Origin of the sequence: Micromonospora sp. NPDC053740, from assembly GCF_040677775.1 — a bacterium.
In the GTDB taxonomy this organism is placed as follows: domain Bacteria; phylum Actinomycetota; class Actinomycetes; order Mycobacteriales; family Micromonosporaceae; genus Micromonospora; species Micromonospora alfalfae.
Window position 1 is genome coordinate 1 of the sequence record NZ_JBFASO010000017.1, and the last position, 20236, is coordinate 20236.

Consider the following 20236-nt stretch of genomic DNA (forward strand, 5'->3'; position numbering starts at 1 on the left):
CTATCAGCGCCAGGCACTTTTACTACGTTACCCGCTCGTTTCCACCGTGTCAAACCGATATTTCGCGGTTCGCCATGCTTCAACCGATAATGCGGGCACCATGTCGCAACCGGCTTGCGCCGCTCTCGTCATGGATTCGGCAGGCCGGCCGTCGCGATTTCCCGCGACCCGCCCGGTGCCCTGCCGGTTCGTAACCATACCCGGTCGGTTTCGCGGCGCCAAATCCGCCTCGCGGCGTTTCTGGCGGCACCTCCCGGGTGGGGCTCCGGTGGGCGTGCCCACCCGACCCCCAGGTCGTTCGCCGGCGCTCCGGCCGCTTCAGGCTTTCGCCTGTTTCGTCCGTTCCGCGCTGGCAGAGAGAAAGTTACGCGTCCGGCGGGATGATCGTCAAATCCGCCGGACGCGTCCCCCGTCACATCGTCGACAGATGGCTATTCACCCAGCTCAACGCCAGCGAACGAACGCTTTCCACGGCGCAGCACCAGGTATCGCCCATGTAGAAGGTCGGTCGGCGACACCACGGCGTCCACAGCGGTCACCCGGTTGTTGTTGACGTAGGCGCCGCCCTCGGCGATCACCCGCCGAGCCTCCTTGAGGCCACTGACCAGACCGGAGTCGCGCAGCAGACCCGCCACATCCGGCAATTCGCCGGTGAGGCGTACGAGACCCGCCTCGGTCAGGGCCGCCCGCAGGGTCTCCGGCGCCAGCTCGTCCAACGAGCCGCGGCCGAAGAGCGCCTGACTGGCGGCGATCGCCTGTCGAGTCTCCTCGGCACCGTGCACCAGGGTGGTCAGCTCCTCGGCGAGCGCCCGCTGCGCCAACCGGGCCGCTGGCCGCTCGGCTGTCGCCTTGGCCAGCTCCTCCAACTCCTCGCGGGTCCGGAAGCTGAAGTACCGCAGGTAGCGGTCCACCTCCTGGTCCTCGACGTTGAGCCAGAACTGGTAGAACGCGTACGGGCTGGTCATCGTGGGGTCGAGCCAGACGGCGCCGCCCTCGGTCTTGCCGAACTTCGTGCCGTCGGACTTGGTGACCAGGGGCGTGGTGAACGCCTGCACCGGCCCCGCGCCCCGTCGGCGCACGTAGTCGACGCCGGCGGTGATGTTGCCCCACTGATCGGAGCCGCCGAACTGGAGCTGACAGCCGTGCCTGCGGTGCAACTCGAAGAAGTCGTTTGCCTGCAACAGCTGGTAGCTGAACTCGGTGAAGCTGATGCCGGTCTCCAGGCGGGCGCGCACCACCTCCCGCGCGAGCATCTTGTTCACCGGGAAGTGCTTGCCCACGTCACGCAGGAACTCGACCACCGACATCTCGCCGGTCCACTCCAGGTTGTTGACCAACTGGGCCGCGTTCTCACCGGAGTACGACACGAACGGCGCCAGCTGGTCACGGATGCGCTCGACCCATCCGGCGATCACTTCGGGCGGGTTGAGGGTCCGCTCGGCGCTCTCCTTCGGGTCACCGATCTGCCCGGTCGCCCCGCCGACCAGCAGCAACGGGCGGTGGCCGGCGAGTTGCAGCCGGCGGGCCATGGTGACCTGCATGAGCGAGCCGACGTGCAGGCTCGCCGCGGTGGGGTCGAAGCCCACGTAGTACGTGGCGGACTTTCCACCGTCGAGCAGCTCGCGCAGCTCGTCGAGGCCGGTCGAGTCCTGGATCAGGCCACGCCAGAGCAGGTCGTCGGTCAGGGAGTCCCGCCCGGGCGGCGGAGGGCTGCTGTCGGTCACGGTCACCGATTCTCCCCCATGGCCGGCACCAACCCGTACCGGGTTTGGCGCAACCCGCCCCGGCTAGGCTTGCGCCCGTTGATCAAGGAGGGCTTTGCCATGGAGATTCCGGATCTGACGGGCGGTCTCGTCGCCCTGCTCGGCCTCAAGTTCGAGGAGGCCAGCGCCGACCGGGTGGTCATCAGCTGGCAGGTCCGCCCGGAGCTGCACCAGCCGTTCGGCATCCAGCACGGCGGGGTGTACTGCTCGGTCGTGGAGAGTGCGGCCAGCGTGGGTGGCGCCCTCTGGCTGGCCGACCGGGGCAGCGTGGTCGGGGTGTCGAACCAGACCGACTTCCTGCGGGCCGTCCGGGACGGTGAGCTGAGGGCTGTCGGCACGCCGGTGCACCGGGGCCGCAGCCAGCAGCTCTGGCAGGTGGAGATCACCGACGCCGACGAGCGGCTGGTCGCCCGTGGTCAGGTCCGGCTGCAGAACCTCTCGCCCGCCTGAGCGGCGGCACTAGCCGGACCGGTCAACTGCGGGCCTCGTCCAGCATCGGCTCCGCGGCCTGGTCGGTGTCGGCGTCGCCGTCGGCTTCGTCGGGTACGCGGCTGAGCCGTACCTCGGTGATCGCCCGGTGGTCGATGCCGGCCACCATGAGCACCCAACCGTCGAGCGTGACGTCCTCCCCGGCGACGGTGGGGATGTGCCCGAGCCGGGTCAGCACCAGCCCGGCGACCGTGGTGTAGTCACCGGCCGGGCGCGACGGCAGCTCCACGCCGATGTCCGGCAGGTCGTGCACCGGGAAGGTGCCGGGCAGCACCAGCGCACCGTCGGGGTCGCGCCGCACCGAGCGCACATCCCGGTCGGTCTCGTCGTAGATCTCGCCGACGATCTCCTCCAGGATGTCCTCCAGCGTCACGATGCCGTCGACGGCGCCGCGCTCGTCCACGACGAGCGCGATGTGCTGACGCTCGGCCTTGAACTGGCGCAGCGCGTCCACCACCGGTAGCGAGTCGGGCAGCAGCATCGGCGGTCGGGCGATCTCGTCGACCGGCCGGTCGTCGGGCACACCCACCAGGTCACGCAGGTGGATCACTCCGGCCGTGTCGTCCAGGCCGCCGTGGCGCACGACCGGAGCTCGGGAGTGCCCGGTGGCGGCCAGCACGAGCCGCGCGGCCTCCGCTGTGGTCCCGCTGTCGAGCGTGAAGACCTGCAACCGGGGTACGAGGACAGCCCGCAACCGCCGGTCGGCGATCTCCACGGCACCCGCGATGATGGTGCGCTGCTCCTTGGTGAAGCCGTGGTTGCCGGCGACGATGTCACGCAGCTCGTCCGGGCCGATCTCCTCCGGCTCGTGTTTGGGGTTGAGCCCGACCAGGCGGACCACCACGTCGCTGGTGGCGCCGAGCGCCCAGACGGCCGGCCGGGTGAGGCTGGCGAGCAGGTCGAGCGGGCGGGCCACCAGCAGCGCCCAGCGCTCGGCGGACTGCATGGCGATCCGCTTGGGCGCCAGCTCGCCGAAGACCAGGGTGACGAAGGTCAGCGCGAGGGTGACCGCCACGATGGCCGCCGTCTCGGCGGCGCCGCCGAACACCCCGAGCAGCGGCACCAGGGGTTTTGCCAGCGAGACCGCCGCGGCGGCGGAGGCCAGGAAGCCGGCGAGGGTGATGCCGATCTGGATGGTGGCCAGGAAGCGGTTCGGGTCCTTGGCGAGCCGGGCCAGCACCCGCCCGGCCCGGCTGGTGCGCTCCAGCCGCTGGATCTGGCTGTCGCGCAGCGACACCAACGCCATCTCGCTGCCCGCGAAGAGCGCGTTGATCACGACCAGGACTCCGACCAGGGCCAGTTGGCTCCCGTAGCTCTGCACGCCCGGTTCGCTCCCTCGTGGTGGTGGCACCGGCCGCTACACGCGGCACCCGCCGGTCGGCGAGCCCGCCCGGCGTAGGCGTGTCTTTGCCCCGTCCGGCGCCGGCCGAATCCTGCCCCGGCGACGCTACGCCGAATCGGGCGAGGTGACGCTACGTCGAATCGGCGTCGGTGACGCTACGCCGGCAGGGGCGTCGGTGACGCTACGCCGGCAGGGGCCACGGTGACGCTACGCCGGCAGGAGCGACGGTGACGCTACGCCGACTGGGGCGTCGGCGACGTCGGCAGGTCGAGAACGTACGAGTCGCCCTCCGGGCGGAAGCCGAGCCGGTGGTAGTAGGGGGCCACCATCCGGGGCGGGCTGACCACCCGGTGGAAGCCTCTTTCGGTGAACAGGTGGCTGCGCCGGTAGACGAACTCGCCCGGGGTGAAGTCACGGAACTTCGGGGTCACGTAGTCCAGGTCGATCTGGGCGACACCGTGCGCCTCGGCGTGCGACAGCACCACGCCGACCACCTCGTCGGCCGTGACCACGAGGAACGCCGAGCGCCCCGACGCGTCCGGGTCCCAGTGGAAGCCGGGGTTGAACCGGGCGATGTCGGCGGCGTGCACCCGCAGCGTGTGCGCGAGGAACTGGTCACCGACGCCGACCTCCACCACCTGGTAGGTCTTCTCGTCGTGCCGGGTGGCGAGCATCCCGCGCAGGTACCAGATGTTGATCACCGCGAGCACGACGTTGAGCCCGACGCCGGGCCAGACCTCGATCGCGGCGTTGTAGCCGATCAGCACGAAGCAGCCGACGAGGTTGAGCGCCCGCAACCGCAGGATGCGCGACTGCAGCAGCGACCAGACCAGCACCGCGGAGCCGGCCCAGCCGACGAGATCCAACCAGTTCACGCCGCGAGACTAGTGCCCACCCAGGTCAGAGGCGTCGGCGGGCAGCTCCAACAGCCACTCCTCGACGTCTTCGCCGCGGCCGTTGGCGTACCCCGAGTCTTCACCGACCACCACGAACCCGCACTTGCGCAGCACCGCGAGGGAGGCGGCGTTGTCCTTGGCGGCGCGGGCGTGCACCGGCCGGGGCAGCTCGCGCAGCAGGGCGGCCAGGGCCGCGGTGGCGTGGCCCCGACCCCAGCGCGCCGGGTCGATCCAGTAGCTGACCTCGGTCTGCCGCTCGGCCGGGAAGGCGGTCACGTAGCCGACCACCTCGCCGTCGACCTCGGCGGTGCGGACCAGGTTCGCCGGGTTGGTCAGCACCCGGGCCCAGTGTGCGGCGAACTCCCGACGGTCGGACGGGTCCTTGGGGCCGAACGCGGCCATCCGGTTGGCCTCCGGGTCCTGCTGGTGCAGGAAGAACTCGACGAGGTCGTCCTCACGGACCGGGCGCAGCAGCAGATCGGAGGTCATCGGCCGAGGGTACGCAACGGCCGTGACACTAAGCGGCGGCGCGGAGTCAGCCGGCGGCGGCCACGGGCCGGCGCGTCCGGCCCCTGCGGAGCGCCCGAGCGGTCGACAATGACCTGACCGACCCAGGGAGCGCCGATGAACCGACCTGTCGTGGTGGGCGTTGACGGATCGCCGTCCAGCCTCGTCGCCGCCGAACACGCGGCGCGGGCCGCCGTGCTCCGGTCCCGACCGCTGCTCCTGGTGCACGGCTACCTGCATCCGTCCGGCTACGGCGTGCCGCTCAACCCGTACGACCTCGGGGTGCCGGCGCCGCCCGAGGAGGCGCAGCAGATGTTGGAGCGCACGGCGGCCGAGCTGACCGGCCGGTGGCCCGGCCTCGCCGTCGAGGTGCGTCAGGTCCTCGGGGGCCCGGCGGCCACCATGATCGAGGAGTCACGCCGGGCGGAGCTGGTCGTGGTGGGCAGCCGGGGCCTGGGCGGGTTCACCGGGCTGCTGCTCGGCTCGGTCGGCGCGCAGGTGGCCGCGCATGCCCACTGCCCGGCGCTTGTGGTCCGCCCGGACGAGCAGCCGATCCCGGTGGACGGCCCGGTGCTGGTCGGCGTGGACGGGTCCGAGTCGTCCCGGCTCGCCGCGGGCCTGGGCGCCGACGAGGCGGGGCTGCGGGACGTGCCGCTGGTGCTGGTGCACGTCGGTCCTCCGAACGAGGACCGGAGGGTGCCCGACGAGATCGAGGAGTCGCAGGCCGTGTACCAGGCCGAGGCGGTGAAACTCCTCGCCGACGCCTCAGCCGTGGTGCGCGCCGAACACCCCGACCTTGTGGTGCGGGAGCATCCGGTCCGGGCGGACGGCGCGGCCCAGGGGATCATCGAGGCCAGCGCCACGGCGTCGCTGCTGGTCGTGGGCACCCGGGGCCGGGCCGGGTTCGCCGGTCTGCTGCTCGGCTCGGTCAGTCAGGCGGCGATCCAGCACGCGCACTGCCCGGTGCTGGTCGCCCACCCGGTCAGCTGACCGCCTCGCCGTCACCTCGGCCGAGCATCTGCAGGAAGTCGGTGGTGAGGGCGAACGGGTCGGCCGGACCGGTGGCCGGTGGCCGGCGCTCGATCTGGTCGGCCAGCTCCCCGGCGGCGCGCCGGATCCGAGCGCGCAACGCGCCATCGGCGGTGCCGTCGGACCAGTCCTCCGGGGCGGCGAAGACCGCTGTCGGGACGACCACCGACCGAAGGTAGGCGAACATCGGGCGGACGGCGTGTTCCAGTGCCAGCGAATGCCGGGCGGTGCCGCCGGTCGCGCCGATCAGCACCGGCCGGTCGACCATCGACTCGGAATCCAACACATCGAAGAAGGACTTGAACAGCCCGTTGTACGAGGCGCTGAAGATCGGGGTGACGGCGATGAGCCCGTCCGCCCCGGTCACCGTGTCGATGACCTCGCGCAGCGCTGCCGGCGCGAACCCGGTGAGCATGTTGTTCACCACGTCGTGGGCGTACTCGCGCAGGTCGACGACGTGCAGCTCCACTTCGGAGCCGCGCCGGACCAACTCGTCGCGGGTGGCCGCGGCGAGCTGGTCGGCGAGCAGCCGGGTCGACGAGGGCTGACTCAGCCCCGCCGAGACCACGGCCAGGGTGCGGCGGGTCATCGGGTCGCCCCCTCCGGCGCCTTGCCCGTCACGTCGTCGACGGCGTGCACGGTGCTGTCAGTGGCACCGCCCGCGGCGACGACCAGCGAGGCGTGCGTCGGCGCTGCCGGCACGTGCGCCGGACGCAGCGCGGCGAACTCCTTGCGCAGCACCGGCACGACCTCCTCGCCGAGCAGGTCGAGCTGCTCCAGCACGGTCTTCAGCGGCAACCCGGCGTGGTCCATCAGGAACAGCTGCCGTTGGTAGTCACCGACGTACTCCCGGAAGCCGAGCGTGCGGTCGATGACCTGTTGCGGGCTCCCCACGGTCAGCGGGGTCTCCCGGGTGAACTCCTCCAACGACGGCCCGTGCCCGTAGACCGGGGCGTTGTCGAAGTAGGGCCGGAACTCCCGGACCGCGTCCTGCGAGTTGCGACGCATGAACACCTGCCCACCGAGGCCGACGATGGCCTGGTCGGCGGAGCCGTGGCCGTAGTGCGCGTACCGCTGGCGGTAGAGCGCGATCATCCGCTGGGTGTGCTCCTTGGGCCAGAAGATGTGGTTGGCGAAGAAGCCGTCGCCGTAGTACGCGGCCTGCTCGGCGATCTCCGGGCTGCGGATCGAGCCGTGCCAGACGAACGGGGGCACGCCGTCGAGGGGGCGCGGCGTCGAGGTGAACGACTGCAACGGGGTGCGGTACTTGCCCTTCCAGTCGACCACGTCCTCGCGCCACAACCGGTGCAGCAGGTCGTAGTTCTCGATGGCCAGGGGGATGCCGGCGCGGATGTCCTTGCCGAACCACGGGTAGACCGGGCCGGTGTTGCCGCGGCCCATCATCAGGTCCACCCGGCCGTCGGAGAGGTGCTGGAGCATCGCGTAGTCCTCGGCGATCTTCACCGGGTCGTTGGTGGTGATCAGCGTGGTGGCGGTGGACAGCAGCAGCCGCTCGGTGCGCGCCGCGATGTAGCCGAGCATTGTGGTCGGTGACGACGGCACGAACGGCGGGTTGTGGTGCTCGCCGGTGGCGAAGACGTCCAGGCCGACCTCCTCGGCCTTCAACGCGATGGCGACCATCGCCTTGATCCGCTCATGCTCGGTCGGCTCCCGACCGGTGGTCGGATCGACAGTGACGTCACCGACGGTGAAGATTCCGAACTGCATGACCAGCTCCTCGCGTGTCAACCGGGTGCCGTCGTGGTACCCGGACGCAGCTCTCAACTTATTTGACGACGCAACTATTCCGTCGGCGGTACGCCCCGCAGTGGCGCCGGTCACCCCCGCAACCGGACACCGGGTCGGGAACTCCCTCGGCGTCGGGCCGGTCAGCCGCCCGCCACCGAGGGCAGCACCTGCACCTCAGCGCCGTCCTTGACCGGGGTGGCCAGACCGCCGGAGTGCCGGCAGTCTTCCCCGTCGACGAAGACGTTGACGTAGCGACGCAGCTCGCCACGCTCGTCGCGGATGCGCCGGGCCAGCCGGGGGTGCGCGGCGGCCATCTCGTCGAGGACCGCCCGTAGCGTCCCGGCGGCGGTGACGTCCAGCCGACTCGCGCCCCCGGCCTCGCCGCGCAGCGGGCCGGGCAGCAGCACGGTGACCACGCTCAGACCTCCGCGGCGCGAACGCAGAGCACGTCGGGCAGGTGCGCCGCGACCAACGACCAGGAGTCGCCCTCGTCGCGGCTGGCGAAGACCGAGCCGGAGCGGGTGCCGAAGTAGACGCCAGCGGGGGTGGCGTCGTCGGCGCACATCGCATCGCGTAGCACCGCCGGATAGAACGGGCCCTCGGGCAGCCCGACCGACAGCGGCTCCCACTTGCCGCCCGCGTCGACGGAACGGAACACCCGGCACCGGTGGTCGGTCGGGTACCGCTCGCCGTCGGCCACCAACGGGAAGGTCCACACCGTGCCGCCGCGCCCCGGGTGGGCCACCATCGGGAAGCCGAAGTCGCTGGGCAGCCCATCGGCGATCGAGGACCAGGTGCGGCCGTCGTCATCGGAGCGGTAGACGCCGTGGTGGTTCTGCGCGTACAGCCGCTCGGGGTTGCCGGCGTCCCGGGCCACCTTGTGCACGCACTGGCCGAACTCCGGCCACTCGTCGGGCAGGAAGTAGGCGCGGATGCCGGTGTTGCCCGGCGTCCAACTCGCCCCGGCGTCCTCCGAGCGGTAGACCCCGCCGGTGGACATGGCGACAAGCAGCCGAGCCGGGTCACGAGGGTGGGGCAGCACGGTGTGCACCGCCTGACCGCCGAAGCCGCCCTCCCACTGCGGGCGGTGCGGGTGGTCCCAGAGGGAACGGACCAGCTCGAAGCTGCGGCCACCGTCGGTGGACTTGAACAACGCCGAGGGCTCCGTGCCCGCCCAGACGACGTCCGGCTCGTCGGGGCCGGCCGGCATCAACTGCCAGACCCGCCCGAGGGAGACGCCGGTGTCGGCCGGAAACGCGACAGGCGCCTGGTCGGGCTCGTCCCAGGAAGCGCCGAGGTCGTCGCTGGTGGCGACGCTGGGGCCGAAGTGTGAGCTGGTCATGCCGGCCAGCAGCCGCGGGGCGGAACGACGGGTGTCGACAGCGACGGCGTAGACACCGGTCATCGGAAAGTGCGGACCGGTGATCTCCCAACTGCGCCGGTCGTCGGTGCTGGTGGCGAGAAACAATCCCTTGGCCGTGCCGATCGCGAGCAGTCTTGCCATGACGTCCTCCGAACCGTCGGTGAGCAGATCCGGTGATTATGGCCACACCCCCCGACAGACTTCCGTGCCCACACGCGGACGGCGCTCTCAGCGCCGGATGCGGGGCACGTGCCGGCGGTACGCGCTGACCGTGGGGTCGCCGTCGAGCCAGAACCGCCAGGGCAGATCGTGGGCGCCGGTCACGCCGACCCGGGGGCCCGCCACCACCGTCTCCGGCGGCACCGGCCGGGCCGGCGGACGCAGGCGGACCGGGCCGTCGCCGAGCAGGTACGCCCCGTACGCCTCGCGGTCGATGCCGAGCGCCGAGCAGAGCCGGGCGGGCCCGCGGGCCAGGTCCACGTCCCGCCGGATGGCCGGCCGGCGCTCCCGTGCCGTGGGCAGCCCGTCGACCACCTCGCCGGCGCGCAGCAGCACGGCGGAGGCCTCCCCCTCGACCCCGGTGACCACGTTCATGCACCAGTGCATCCCGTAGGTGAAGTAGACGTAAGCGTGCCCGGCGGGGCCGAACATCACGGCGTTGCGCGGGGTGCGGCCCCGATGGGCGTGCGAGGCGGGATCACCGCCACTTCCCGCGTACGCCTCGACCTCGGTGATCCGGACGGTGACCCCGCCGACGTGCAGCAGGCAGCCCAGCAGCCCGCGCGCCGCCGGCAGCAGTGGACCGGCGAGAAGGTCCGCCAGCGCCACCAGGTCGGCGGCGGTGCCGCGGTCACCGGACGACAGGGTCATGTCCCCGACGGTACCCATCCCGCCACCGGCCGGCGCGCTGACCTTTCCGCGCCGCCCGAACAAGACTCACGTCGCAGATCAGACAGTCGGCCGAACAGTGAAACCCGAGCACCGGCTCGGGAGTGTTCCCGATGTCGTCGCAGGGAGCGACGACACACACGGGAGGAAACCACCATGACCGTACGGAGCATCCGGCGACCACTGATCGCCACCGGTCTCGTCGCGGCAGCCGCGACCCTGGCCTTCACCCCGTCGGCCAGCGCGAGCGTCCCACTGCGGGCCGCGGCGCAGGCCGACGACGCGTCTGTGACCGCGTTCGTGGTCGGCGCCACGGGCAAGATCGAGGCGAAGGGCGCGGCGGCGATCGTGCCGGTCACCGTCACCTGCTCGAAGGCCGTCGACTTCGATCTCACGGTCAAGGTCGCGCAGGCGGTCGGCCAGACGATGCGCGCGGGCACGACGGTTCGGAGGGTCACCTGCGCGGAGGGCACCCAGCAGGTGCGGATCGCGGTGATCCCGGTCGAGCGTCCGTTCGCAGCGGGCGTCGCGTTCGGCGTGCTGACCGCGAGCCCCTGTGACCCGTACTGCACACCCATGCACGACGAGCGCCCGTTCAACCTGGCGTTCTGAGGCGTCGCCTGGCGGCACGGCATGCCCGTGCCGCCAGGCTTCAACAGTTCGTTGACAATCTGACGTTCATAAGGTGTGCTCGGGGTATGACGACCGAGGACATCTTCACCGCGCCGGACCCGGGCCGGGCCCGCGCCCACCGCACCCACGAGGCGTTGCAACGGATCAGCGAGCGGCACGCCGGCACCGACACGCGGCGGGGCCGGTGGGCCCACCCGTACGTGCTCGACCCGTGGGAGGCGGTCGCCCTGGTCACCGCGCTGGCCGCTGGCGGGGCCGAGCGCGAACCCGCGGAAGAGCCGATCGACGCCGCCGACCTGACCGCCGCGCTGACCCTGCTGCCCCACGTCCGCGCCGAGCTCGACGCCCTGGAGGCCGGCCTGCTGACGCTGGCCCGCGACCGGGGGCTGACCTGGCAGGCGATCGCCTACGGGCTGGGGTTGGGCAGCGCACAGGCGGCCCGGCAGCGCTACGAGCGGGTCGCCGCCCGCTCGGCCGAGCAGACCCCCTGATCCGGTACGTCCTCAAACCGACGCCCGGATCGGCACGCCGCGCCTACGACGGCTGCGGGGCGGGCACACTGTGCGCACGACGAGGAGGCACCCATGGAGCGCGCGGAGATGCTGGCGTACTGCCTGGCCAAGCCGGGAGCGTGGCTGGACCAGCCGTGGGAGGGCGACGAGGTGGTGAAGGTGGGCGGCCGGATCTTCGCGTTCCTCGGCAGCGACAACGGCAAGCCGACGGTCGGCATCAAGTGCGGGGCGACCCGGGAGGTGGCCGACGAGTGGCTGCACCGACACCCCGACGACGCCAGCGTGATGGCCTACATCGGCCGGTCCGGGTGGAACACGCTGCGCCTGGACGGCGGAATCGACGACGAGGAGCTGACCGAGGCGGTCGACTCGTCGTACGACATGGTGGTGGCGAAGCTCCCCAAGCGGGAGCGCCCGACGGCCTGAACCGCCGCGGCGCCGGCGGCCAGCGCCGACGCCACGGCACAGCTCAGCGCGGAACGACAGCCTCGGTGGCCCACTCCCGCCAACCGGCCAGCCGGTCCGCCGCGGCGGCGAGCTGATCGGCGACCGGGCCAGGGCCGGTGGAACCAGGTGTGGTCCGGGCCGCGAGAGCCGAACGGACCGAGAGCACGTCCCGCACCGACGGGTCGAGGTGCCCGCTGATCGCGGTCAGGTCCTCGTCGGAGACGTCGTTCAGCTCGCACTCCCGAGCCGCGCAGAGTGCCACCAACTGGCCGGTGATCTCGTGCGCGTCGCGGAACGGCACGTTGCGCCGGACCAGCCAGTCGGCGACCTCGGTGGCGAGGGAGAAGCCGACCGGAGCGGCGGCGACGAGGCGGTCCACCCGGACCGTCATCGTGGAGATCATTCCCGCCAGGGCCGGAAGCAGCAGTTCCAGGGTGTCGACCGCGTCGAAGGCCGGCTCCTTGTCCTCCTGCATGTCCCGGTCGTAGGTCATCGGCAGGCCCTTGAGCATGGTGAGCACCGTCACCAGGCCGCCGACCAGGCGCCCGGACTTGCCCCGGGCCAGCTCGGCGATGTCCGCGTTCTTCTTCTGCGGCATGATCGACGAACCGGTGGCGAAGGAGTCGTCCAGCTCCACCCAGCCGAACTCGTGCGAGGTCCAGAGCACCACCTCCTCGCCGAGCCGGGACAGGTGCACCCCGATCAGGGCGGTGGTGAAGAGGAACTCGGCCACGAAGTCCCGGTCGGCGACGGCGTCCATCGAGTTGGCGAACGACGTACGGAAGCCCAGCTCCTTCGCCACCGCCACCGGGTCCAGTGGGAGCCCGGACCCGGCCAGGGCGCCCGCGCCGAGCGGGCTGATCGCCGCCCGGTGGTCCCAGTCGCGCAGCCGCTCGAGGTCGCGCAGCAGCGGCTGCACGTGGGCGAGCAGCCAGTGCCCGAAGGTGACCGGCTGGGCGTGCTGGAGGTGGGTCATGCCCGGCGCGGCGGTGTCGATGTGCCGCTCGGCCTGCTCGACCAGCGCCTCCGCCAGCTCGACCAGGCGGCTGGCCACGCCCCGGGCGTGGTCGCGCAGGTAGAGCCGCAGGTCGGTGGCGACCTGGTCGTTGCGGGACCGGCCGGCGCGCAGCTTGCCACCGAGGCTGCCGAGACGCTCCAGCAGACCGCGCTCCAGCGCGGTGTGCACGTCCTCGTCGTCGATGGTGGGGCGGAACGTTCCGGAGGCGCAGGCGGCCTCCAGGTCGTCCAGCGCGGCCAGCATCCGGCCCAGCTCCTCCGGATCGAGCAGGCCCGCGCCAGCGAGGACCCGGGCGTGCGCCCGGGACCCGGCGATGTCGTACGGGGCCAGGCGCCAGTCGAACTGCACGCTCACCGACAGTCGGGCGAGCGCCTCGGCGGGGCCGCCCGCGAACCGGCCACCCCAGAGGCTCGTCCGGTTGGTGGCGGCGCTGTTCTCAGTCAGGCTCTTGTCGTCCACGTCGCCCATCATTGCGTTGGTTGCCTTTCGCTCGCGACTGCGGGGCCCGCTTGCCGCGCCTGCTCAGTCTCCGCGCTCACACATGTCACTGGCCGCCACCGCCCAGCCGGGCGTCCCGAGCGGCGGCCATCCGGCTCGGCAGCCCCCACAGCTGCACGAAGCCTTTGGCCAGGGACTGGTCGAAGGTGTCGCCGGTGTCGTAGGTGGCCATCTGAAAGTCGTAGAGGCTCGCCTCGGAGCGCCGGCCGGTCACAGTGGCCCGGCCGCCGTGCAGAATCACCCGCACCTCGCCGCTCACGTGCCGCTGCGCGTCGTCGATGAACGCGTCCAGCGACGCCTTCAGCGGCGAGAACCACAGCCCGTCGTAGACGAGTTCGCCCCAGCGCTGGTCGACGCCCCTCTTGAACCGGGCCAGGTCCCGCTCGACGGTCACCGCCTCCAACTCCTGGTGGGCCGTGATCAGCGCGATCGCGCCGGGCGCCTCGTACACCTCTCGGCTCTTGATGCCGACCAGGCGGTCCTCGACCATGTCGAGCCGGCCCACGCCCTGCGCGCCGGCGCGCCGGTTGAGCTCCAGGATCGCCTGGTACGGGGTGACCGTCTCACCGTCGATCGCCACCGGCACGCCGCCGTCGAAGGTGATCACGACCTCGTCGGGGTCGCGCTCCTGGGTCGGGTCGGAGGTGTACGAGTAGAGGCCCTCGACCGGGGCGTTCCAGATGTCCTCCAGGAAGCCGGTCTCCACCGCGCGACCCCACAGGTTCTGGTCGACCGAGTACGGCGACCTGGCCGACACGTCGATCGGCAGCCCCTTCTCCTCGGCGAAGGCGATCGCCTTGTCCCTGGTCCAGGCGAAGTCCCGGGCCGGCGCGATGATCTTCAGGTCGGGGGCGAGCGCGTTCAGGCCCACCTCGAACCGGACCTGGTCGTTGCCCTTGCCGGTACAGCCGTGCGACACGATCGTGCCGCGGTGCTTGCGTGCCGCCGCCACCAGGTGCTTGACGATCAGCGGCCGGGACAGCGCCGACACCAGGGGGTAGCGGTCCATGTAGAGCGCGTTGGCCCGGATCGCCGGCAGGCAGTACTCGGCGGCGAACTCGTCGCGCGCGTCCACCACCTCGGACTCGGCGGCGCCGCAGTCCAGGGCACGCTGCCGAATGGCGTCGAGATCCTCACCGCCCTGCCCGACGTCGACAGCGACAGCGATCACCTCGGCGCCGGTCTGCTCGGACAGGTACGGAATGGCGACGGAGGTGTCCAACCCGCCGGAGTACGCGAGCACGACCCGCTCGGTCATGACGTGATGTTCCCTTCAGCGGTGTCTTCCCGGCGGGCCCAGCCGGCGAGCTTGTCTCCGAGTGCCGCCCCGCCGACGGCCTCACGGGCCACCACGAGGATGGTGTCGTCGCCGGCGATGGTGCCGACGATCTCGGGCAGGCCTGCCCGGTCCAACGCGCTCGCCAGGTACTGGGCCGCACCCGGCGGTGTCCGCAGCACGGCGATGTTGCCGCTGGAGTCGACCCCGTTGAGCAGTTCACGCAGCAGCCGTACCAGCCTGGCCGGCGCGGCCTCGGCGTCGCGCAACGGTCGCTGCCCGTCCTCGGGGATCAGGTAGACGGCCGGACCGTCGCCGCCGCGCACCTTGACCGCGCCCAACTCCTCCAGGTCCCGCGAGAGGGTGGCCTGGGTGACGCCGACCCCGTCGGCGGCGAGCAGGTCGGCCAGCTCGGTCTGCGACCGGATCGACCGGTCACGGATCAGCTCCACGATCCGGGCGTGCCGGGCCGCGCGAGTCAGCGGCGCTGTCATCGCTGCCCTCCGGTGACGGCATCGCCGGTCGCCTGGCCTCCCGTGCCGGTTCCCAGCAGGAACGTCAGCAGCGCCTTCTGCGCGTGCAGCCGGTTCTCCGCCTGGTCGAAGACCGCGCTCTGCGGGCCGTCGAGCACCTCGTCGGTGATCTCCTCACCACGGTGCGCGGGCAGGCAGTGCAGCACTATCGCGTCCGGTGCGGCCTGACCGAGCAGCTCCTTGTTGACCTGGTACGGCAGGAACGGGGTGATCCGGTCCAACCCGTCGGACTCCTGCCCCATCGACGTCCAGGTGTCGGTGGCCAGCACGTCGGCGTCGCGTACCGCCTGGGTCGGGTCGGTCAGCACCCGCACCGACCCGCCGGTCCGCGCGGCGATCTGGGCGGCCCGTTCCACCACTGCCGTGTCCGGCGCGAACCCGGCCGGGCCGGCGATCCGCACGTGCATCCCGGCGGTCGCCCCGGCCAGCAGGTACGACTGCGCCATGTTGTTCGCGCCGTCCCCCACGTACGCCAGGGTGCGGCCGGCCGTGCCACCGCACCGCTCCCGGATGGTGAGCAGGTCGGCCAGCAGCTGGCACGGGTGGAAACCGTCGGTGAGCGCGTTGACCACCGGCACCGTCGCGCCCGCCGCCACCTCGGCGATCCGCTCGTCACCGTGGGTCCGCAGCACGATCGCCGCGACGTAGCGGGACAGCACCCGCCCCGCGTCGGCGAGCGACTCACCGCGACCGAAGTGGGTGACCTGGGTGTCCACCACCAGGGGGTGCCCGCCCAGCTCGGCGATCCCCGCGTCGAACGAGATCCTGGTCCGCAGGCTCTGCTTGTCGAAGAGCACCGCCACCGAGCGGGGCCCGACCAACGGCCGGTGGCCGAACCGGTCCGCCTTCATCAGCGCCGCCAGGTCGAGGACCGCTGACTGTTCGGCCGGCGAAAGGTCGTCGTCGCGCAGGAAGTGCCGGGTCATCGAGTCGTCCCCGTCGTGGTGGTCACTGTGGCTGGTGCGATCTGCGCGCCGGCAGCGGCCGGGGCGGTCGCGTCCAGTGCGGCTGGCAGCGCGGCAAGGAAGGTGTCCGCCTGGGCGGCGGTGAGGATCAGCGGCGGAGCCAACCGGACCACACCCGGCTGCACCGGGTTGACCAGGAAGCCGGCTTCCCGCAGCGCCTCGGCCAGCACCGACGACACCGGCGCGGTGAGCGCCACACCGAGCAGCAGCCCGGACCCGCGTACCTCGGCGATCAGCGGGTGGCCCAGCGCCTCGATACCGTGGCGCAACCGCTCGCCGACCCGCTTGACGTTGTCGAGCAGGCCCTCGTTGGCGATGGTCGCCACCACGGCGAGCGCCGCCGCGCAACTGACCGGGTTGCCGCCGAACGTCGTGCCGTGCGAGCCGGGCGTGAGCAGGTCCGCGGCGGGACCGAAGGCCAGCGTCGCACCGATGGGCAGCCCACCACCCAGCCCCTTGGCCAGGGTGACCACGTCCGGCTCCACACCCTCGGCCTGGTGCGCGAACCAGTGCCCGGTACGCCCGACGCCGGTCTGCACCTCGTCGAGGACCAGCAGCGCGCCGTGCCGGGCGGTGATCCGTCGGGCCGCGGCGAGGTAGCCGGCCGGCGGGACCAGGACACCGTTCTCACCCTGGACGGGTTCCAGGATCACCATGGCGGTGGCCTCGGAGACGGCCGCGTCGAGGGCGGCGACATCGCCGTAGTCGACGTGGGTCACCTCACCGGGCAGCGGCCGGAACGGGTCGGCCTTGGCCGGTTGGCCGGTCAGCGCGAGGGCGCCCATGGTGCGGCCGTGGAAGCCGCCCCTGGTGGCCACCACGTGGGTGCGGCCGGTACGCCGGGAAAGCTTGAACGCCGCCTCGTTCGCCTCCGCGCCCGAGTTGGCGAAGAATACCCGGCCCGGGCGGCCGGCGAGCGCCAACAGCAGCTCGGCGAGGGCGACCGGAGGCTCGGCCACATAGAGGTTGGAGACGTGTCCAAGGGTCGCTACCTGCTTCGACACCGCCGCCACCACCGCCGGGTGGGCGTGACCGAGGGCGTTGACCGCGATGCCACCCACCAGGTCCAGGTACTCCCGGCCGGCGTCGTCGACCACGACGGCGCCGTGACCGGAGACCAACGCCATCGGCGGTGTGCCGTAGTTGTCCATCATGGAGTGCTTCCACCGCTGCGCCAACGTGCTCATGTCGCGTCCGTCCCGTCTCCCGGCACCACCATCGTTCCGAACCCTTCCGAGGTGAACACCTCAAGCAACGTGGAATGCGCCACCCGGCCGTCGACGACGTGCGCGGCGGGCACTCCCCCACGCACCGCCCGAAGGCATGCCTCCATCTTCGGCACCATCCCCGACTCCAGGCTGGGCAGCAGCTTGGCCAGGTCGTCCGCGGCGATCTCGGAGACCAGGCTGGTGGTGTCCGGCCAGTCCGCGTACAGGCCGGCCACGTCGGTGAGCACTACCAGCTTGCGGGCCCGCAACGCGATGGCCAGCGCCGCGGCGGCGGTGTCCGCGTTGAGGTTGTGCAGCACACCCTCCACGTCCGGCGCCACAGTGGAGATCACCGGGATCCGGCCGGCCTCGATCAGGTCGGTCACCGCTGACACGTCGACCGACTCGACGTCCCCGACCTGACCCACGTCGACCGGCACCCCGTCCACGTACGCCGGACGCCGCACCGCTGTGAACAGCCGGGCGTCCTCGCCGGAGAGGCCGACGGCGTACGGACCGTGCGAGTTGATCAAACCGACCAGCTCCCGGCCCACCTGACCGACGAGCACCATCCGGACCACGTCCATCGCCTCGGCGGTGGTCACCCGCAGACCACCGCGGAACTCGCTGGTGATGCCGAGGCGACCCAGCATGGCGGAGATCTGCGGACCGCCGCCGTGCACCACCACGGGCTTCAGGCCGGCGTAGCGCAGGAAGACCATGTCGGCAGCGAACGCCCGCTGCAACTCCGGGTCGGTCATCGCGTTGCCGCCGTACTTGACCACTACCGTCGAGCCGCTGAAGCGTGCCAACCAGGGCAACGCCTCGATCAACGTCTCCGCCTTCACCTGGGCGCGAGCCAGATCGCTGCTGAGACTCACAGTGCCGGCCTTTCGTTCGCGACTGCCCGACTCCGCTGCGCTGCGTTCCTCGCGCTCACGTCGAGTACGCCGAGTTCTCGTGCACGTACGCGTGGGACAGGTCGTTGGTCCAGATCGTGGCGGCCGACGTACCAGCGTGCAGGTCGATCCGGATGGTCACGTCCCGCCCGGTCAGGTCGACCTTGGAGCGGTCCTCGGCGGCGGCGCCGCGGCGGCACACCCACACCCCGTTGACCGCCACGTCCACCTCGTCCGGCTCGAACGCGGCGGCGGTGGTGCCGACGGCGGCCAGGATCCGACCCCAGTTGGGGTCGTTGCCGAACAACGCCGTCTTGACCAGGTTGTTGCGGGCCACCGTGCGGCCCACCTCGACCGCCTCGTCCTCGTCCGCCGCGCCGACCACGTCGATGGCGATCTGCTTGGTGGCGCCCTCGGCGTCGGCCACCAACTGCTGGGCCAGGTCGTGACAGGCCGCGGTGACAGCGGCGGCCAGCTCGGCTGGCGTCGGCTCGATGCCGCTCGCGCCGCTGGCCAGCAGCAGCACGGTGTCGTTCGTGGACATGCAGCCGTCGGAGTCGACCCGCTCGAAGCTGACCCGGGTGGCCGCCCGCAACGCCTCGTCCAGCGTCGCCGGCCCGGCCACCGCGTCGGTGGTCAACACGCAGAGCATGGTGGCCATCCCGGGCGCGAGCATCCCGGCGCCCTTGGCCATACCGCCGACCGTCCAGCCGCTCCCCCGGGTCACAGTGGTCTTCGGCCGGGTGTCCGTGGTCATGATCGCCTCGGCGGCGGCCGGGCCACCGTCGCGGGACAGCCCACGGATCGCCGAGCGGACGCCCGGCAGCAGCTTCGGCATCGGCAGCCGCTCACCGATCAGGCCGGTCGAGCAGACGGCGACCTCACCGGCGCCGAGGATCAACCGTGGGCTGACCGCTGTCAGCGCGGCGGCGGTGTGCTCGGCGGTGGCGTGCGTGTCCTGGAAGCCGGCCGGACCAGTGCAGGCGTTGGCGCCACCGGAGTTGAGCACCACGGCGCGGACCACACCGCCCTGCACCACCTGCCGGGTCCAGCGCACCGGCGCGGCCTTGACCCGGTTGGTGGTGAAGACACCGGCCACACCGGCGTCCGGGCCGTCGTTGACCACCAGGGCCACGTCCGCGCCGCCGCTGGTCTTGAGGCCGGCGGCCACACCGGCCGCCCGGAACCCCCGAGGGGTGGTGACGCTCACGGGGTGACGCCCCACATCGACAGGCCCGTCGTCTCCGGCAGGCCGAGCATCAGGTTGGCGTTCTGTACGGCCTGACCGGCCGCGCCCTTGCCCAGGTTGTCCAACGCGCTGAGCACGATCAGACGACCCGAGTCGACGTCGACGGTGGCCTGAAGGTGACACGAGTTGGAGCCCAGGGTGGCGGCGGTGTGCGGCCAGCGGCCCTCCGGCAGCACGTGCACGAACGGCGCGTCCGCGTACGCCCGGGCCAGCACCTCCTGCGGGTCGACGCCGCGCGCCGGCACCGCGGTGACGGTGGCCAGGATGCCGCGCGGCATCGGTGCCAGGACCGGGGTGAACGACAGGCCGGTCGCGCCGGTGGCCTGCTTGATCTCCGGGACGTGCTGGTGGGTGCCCACCCGGTACGGCGACATGTCGCCCATCACCTCGCTGGCCAACAGGTGCGGCTTGGCCGCCCGGCCGGCGCCGGAGGTGCCGGAGGCGGCGACCACCACCACGTCGGCGGGGTTGGCCGCGCCGTCGGCGATCAGCGGCGCGAGCGCCAGGGTGATCGCGGCGGCGTAGCAGCCGGTGTTCGCCACCCGGGTGGAGCCGGCGATCAGCTCCCGCTGGCCGGGCAACTCGGGCAGGCCGTAGGTCCACTGGCCGGCGTGCGTGCCGCCGTAGTACTGCGCCCAGGCGTACGGGTCGGCCAGCCGGTGGTCGGCGCCCAGGTCGACGATCCGCACCTCGGCCGGAAGCTGGGCCGCGAGAGCCGCCGACTGGCCGTGCGGCAGGGCAAGGAAGACCAGGTCCGCGTCGGCCAGGATCGTCGGATCGGTCTCGGCGAGCACCAGGTCGAGCCCGGTGAGCTGCGGGTGCACCACGTCGACGCGGTGCCCGGCCTGGCTGTGTGCGGTGGCGGCGGCAAGGTCGAACTCCGGGTGCCCGGCGATCAGGCGCAGGAGTTCACCCCCGGCGTACCCGCTCGCTCCGGCGACCGCGACTCGGATCCCCATACTCACCTCCGCA

Annotated in this window: 22 protein-coding genes; 5 read left to right on the plus strand and 17 right to left on the minus strand. The window is 72.0% G+C overall.

Translation table 11 applies throughout. The features are described from left to right. Positions 1-431: 431 nt before the first annotated feature. Positions 432-1724 carry a tyrosine--tRNA ligase gene (gene tyrS, locus AB0K35_RS32900; protein WP_238671111.1) on the minus strand — a complete coding sequence of 431 codons (1293 nt, stop codon included), beginning with the start codon at positions 1722-1724 and terminating at the stop codon, positions 432-434. A gap of 99 nt (positions 1725-1823) precedes the next feature. Between tyrS and AB0K35_RS32905 the strand changes: the two genes are divergently transcribed. Then, complete coding sequence (locus AB0K35_RS32905; protein WP_363890431.1) at positions 1824-2213, plus strand: PaaI family thioesterase; 390 nt, start codon at positions 1824-1826, stop codon at positions 2211-2213. A 22-nt stretch (positions 2214-2235) separates the two neighbouring features. On the opposite strand, the gene AB0K35_RS32910 is transcribed toward AB0K35_RS32905, so the two are convergent. The 3 genes from AB0K35_RS32910 to AB0K35_RS32920 form a co-directional block, all read right to left on the minus strand. Then, a complete protein-coding gene (locus AB0K35_RS32910) occupies positions 2236-3573 on the minus strand; it encodes a hemolysin family protein (RefSeq protein ID WP_238671086.1) in 1338 nt (445 codons plus the stop codon). A gap of 254 nt (positions 3574-3827) precedes the next feature. Next, the gene (locus AB0K35_RS32915; RefSeq protein ID WP_238671087.1) at positions 3828-4469 is read right to left on the minus strand and encodes a YgjV family protein; all 642 of its coding nucleotides are present in this window, start codon (positions 4467-4469) and stop codon (positions 3828-3830) included. Positions 4470-4478: 9 nt separating this feature from the next. Continuing rightward, positions 4479-4979: a GNAT family N-acetyltransferase gene (locus AB0K35_RS32920; RefSeq protein WP_238671088.1), complete on the minus strand. Its 501-nt coding sequence runs from the start codon at positions 4977-4979 to the stop codon at positions 4479-4481. Between the two features lie 135 nt (positions 4980-5114). Here AB0K35_RS32920 and AB0K35_RS32925 point away from each other — a divergent pair, with 135 nt between their 5' ends. Next, a complete protein-coding gene (locus tag AB0K35_RS32925; protein ID WP_363890435.1) occupies positions 5115-5987 on the plus strand; it encodes a universal stress protein in 873 nt (290 codons plus the stop codon). On the opposite strand, the gene AB0K35_RS32930 is transcribed toward AB0K35_RS32925, so the two are convergent. The 5 genes from AB0K35_RS32930 to AB0K35_RS32950 form a co-directional block, all read right to left on the minus strand. Then, a complete protein-coding gene (locus tag AB0K35_RS32930) occupies positions 5980-6615 on the minus strand; it encodes an FMN reductase (protein WP_238671090.1) in 636 nt (211 codons plus the stop codon). The two genes, AB0K35_RS32925 and AB0K35_RS32930, sit on opposite strands and share 8 nt — an antisense overlap. Continuing rightward, entirely contained in the window at positions 6612-7754 is a 1143-nt protein-coding gene (locus AB0K35_RS32935; RefSeq protein WP_238671091.1) for an LLM class flavin-dependent oxidoreductase, read from the minus strand. Before AB0K35_RS32935 ends, AB0K35_RS32930 begins: the two co-directional genes overlap by 4 nt. A 161-nt stretch (positions 7755-7915) precedes the next feature. Then, positions 7916-8191: a ubiquitin-like small modifier protein 1 gene (locus tag AB0K35_RS32940; RefSeq protein ID WP_238671092.1), complete on the minus strand. Its 276-nt coding sequence runs from the start codon at positions 8189-8191 to the stop codon at positions 7916-7918. Positions 8192-8193: 2 nt separating this feature from the next. Continuing rightward, positions 8194-9279, minus strand: coding sequence for an exo-alpha-sialidase (locus tag AB0K35_RS32945; protein ID WP_363890439.1), 1086 nt, complete (start codon positions 9277-9279; stop codon positions 8194-8196). 87 nt (positions 9280-9366) lie between these two features. Then, a complete protein-coding gene (locus AB0K35_RS32950) occupies positions 9367-10008 on the minus strand; it encodes a DNA-3-methyladenine glycosylase (RefSeq protein WP_238671094.1) in 642 nt (213 codons plus the stop codon). 174 nt (positions 10009-10182) lie between these two features. Between AB0K35_RS32950 and AB0K35_RS32955 the strand changes: the two genes are divergently transcribed. From AB0K35_RS32955 to AB0K35_RS32965, 3 genes are all read left to right on the plus strand, one after another. Continuing rightward, complete coding sequence (locus AB0K35_RS32955; protein ID WP_238671095.1) at positions 10183-10638, plus strand: hypothetical protein; 456 nt, start codon at positions 10183-10185, stop codon at positions 10636-10638. Positions 10639-10724: 86 nt separating this feature from the next. Further along, entirely contained in the window at positions 10725-11150 is a 426-nt protein-coding gene (locus AB0K35_RS32960; RefSeq protein WP_210786251.1) for a DNA-binding protein, read from the plus strand. 93 nt (positions 11151-11243) lie between these two features. Beyond that, on the plus strand, positions 11244-11597 hold the full coding sequence (locus AB0K35_RS32965; protein ID WP_238671096.1) for an MmcQ/YjbR family DNA-binding protein: 354 nt from the start codon (positions 11244-11246) through the stop codon (positions 11595-11597). Between the two features lie 43 nt (positions 11598-11640). Here AB0K35_RS32965 and argH read toward each other — a convergent pair whose 3' ends face one another. From argH to argC, 8 genes are all read right to left on the minus strand, one after another. After that, entirely contained in the window at positions 11641-13104 is a 1464-nt protein-coding gene (argH, locus tag AB0K35_RS32970; protein ID WP_238671097.1) for an argininosuccinate lyase, read from the minus strand. Positions 13105-13180: 76 nt separating this feature from the next. Then, the gene (locus AB0K35_RS32975) at positions 13181-14392 is read right to left on the minus strand and encodes an argininosuccinate synthase (RefSeq protein ID WP_238671098.1); all 1212 of its coding nucleotides are present in this window, start codon (positions 14390-14392) and stop codon (positions 13181-13183) included. Continuing rightward, entirely contained in the window at positions 14389-14904 is a 516-nt protein-coding gene (locus tag AB0K35_RS32980; protein ID WP_238671099.1) for an arginine repressor, read from the minus strand. Before AB0K35_RS32980 ends, AB0K35_RS32975 begins: the two co-directional genes overlap by 4 nt. Continuing rightward, positions 14901-15869: an ornithine carbamoyltransferase gene (gene argF / locus AB0K35_RS32985; protein ID WP_238671100.1), complete on the minus strand. Its 969-nt coding sequence runs from the start codon at positions 15867-15869 to the stop codon at positions 14901-14903. The genes AB0K35_RS32980 and argF overlap by 4 nt, the downstream gene beginning before the upstream one ends. Next, positions 15866-17095, minus strand: coding sequence for an acetylornithine transaminase (locus AB0K35_RS32990; protein WP_238671101.1), 1230 nt, complete (start codon positions 17093-17095; stop codon positions 15866-15868). Before AB0K35_RS32990 ends, argF begins: the two co-directional genes overlap by 4 nt. After that, on the minus strand, positions 17092-17997 hold the full coding sequence (gene argB, locus AB0K35_RS32995; protein WP_363890447.1) for an acetylglutamate kinase: 906 nt from the start codon (positions 17995-17997) through the stop codon (positions 17092-17094). Before argB ends, AB0K35_RS32990 begins: the two co-directional genes overlap by 4 nt. Positions 17998-18052: 55 nt before the next feature. Then, entirely contained in the window at positions 18053-19225 is a 1173-nt protein-coding gene (argJ, locus tag AB0K35_RS33000) for a bifunctional glutamate N-acetyltransferase/amino-acid acetyltransferase ArgJ (RefSeq protein ID WP_363890454.1), read from the minus strand. Then, on the minus strand, positions 19222-20223 hold the full coding sequence (argC, locus tag AB0K35_RS33005) for an N-acetyl-gamma-glutamyl-phosphate reductase (RefSeq protein ID WP_363890457.1): 1002 nt from the start codon (positions 20221-20223) through the stop codon (positions 19222-19224). The genes argJ and argC overlap by 4 nt, the downstream gene beginning before the upstream one ends. Positions 20224-20236: the final 13 nt, after the last annotated feature.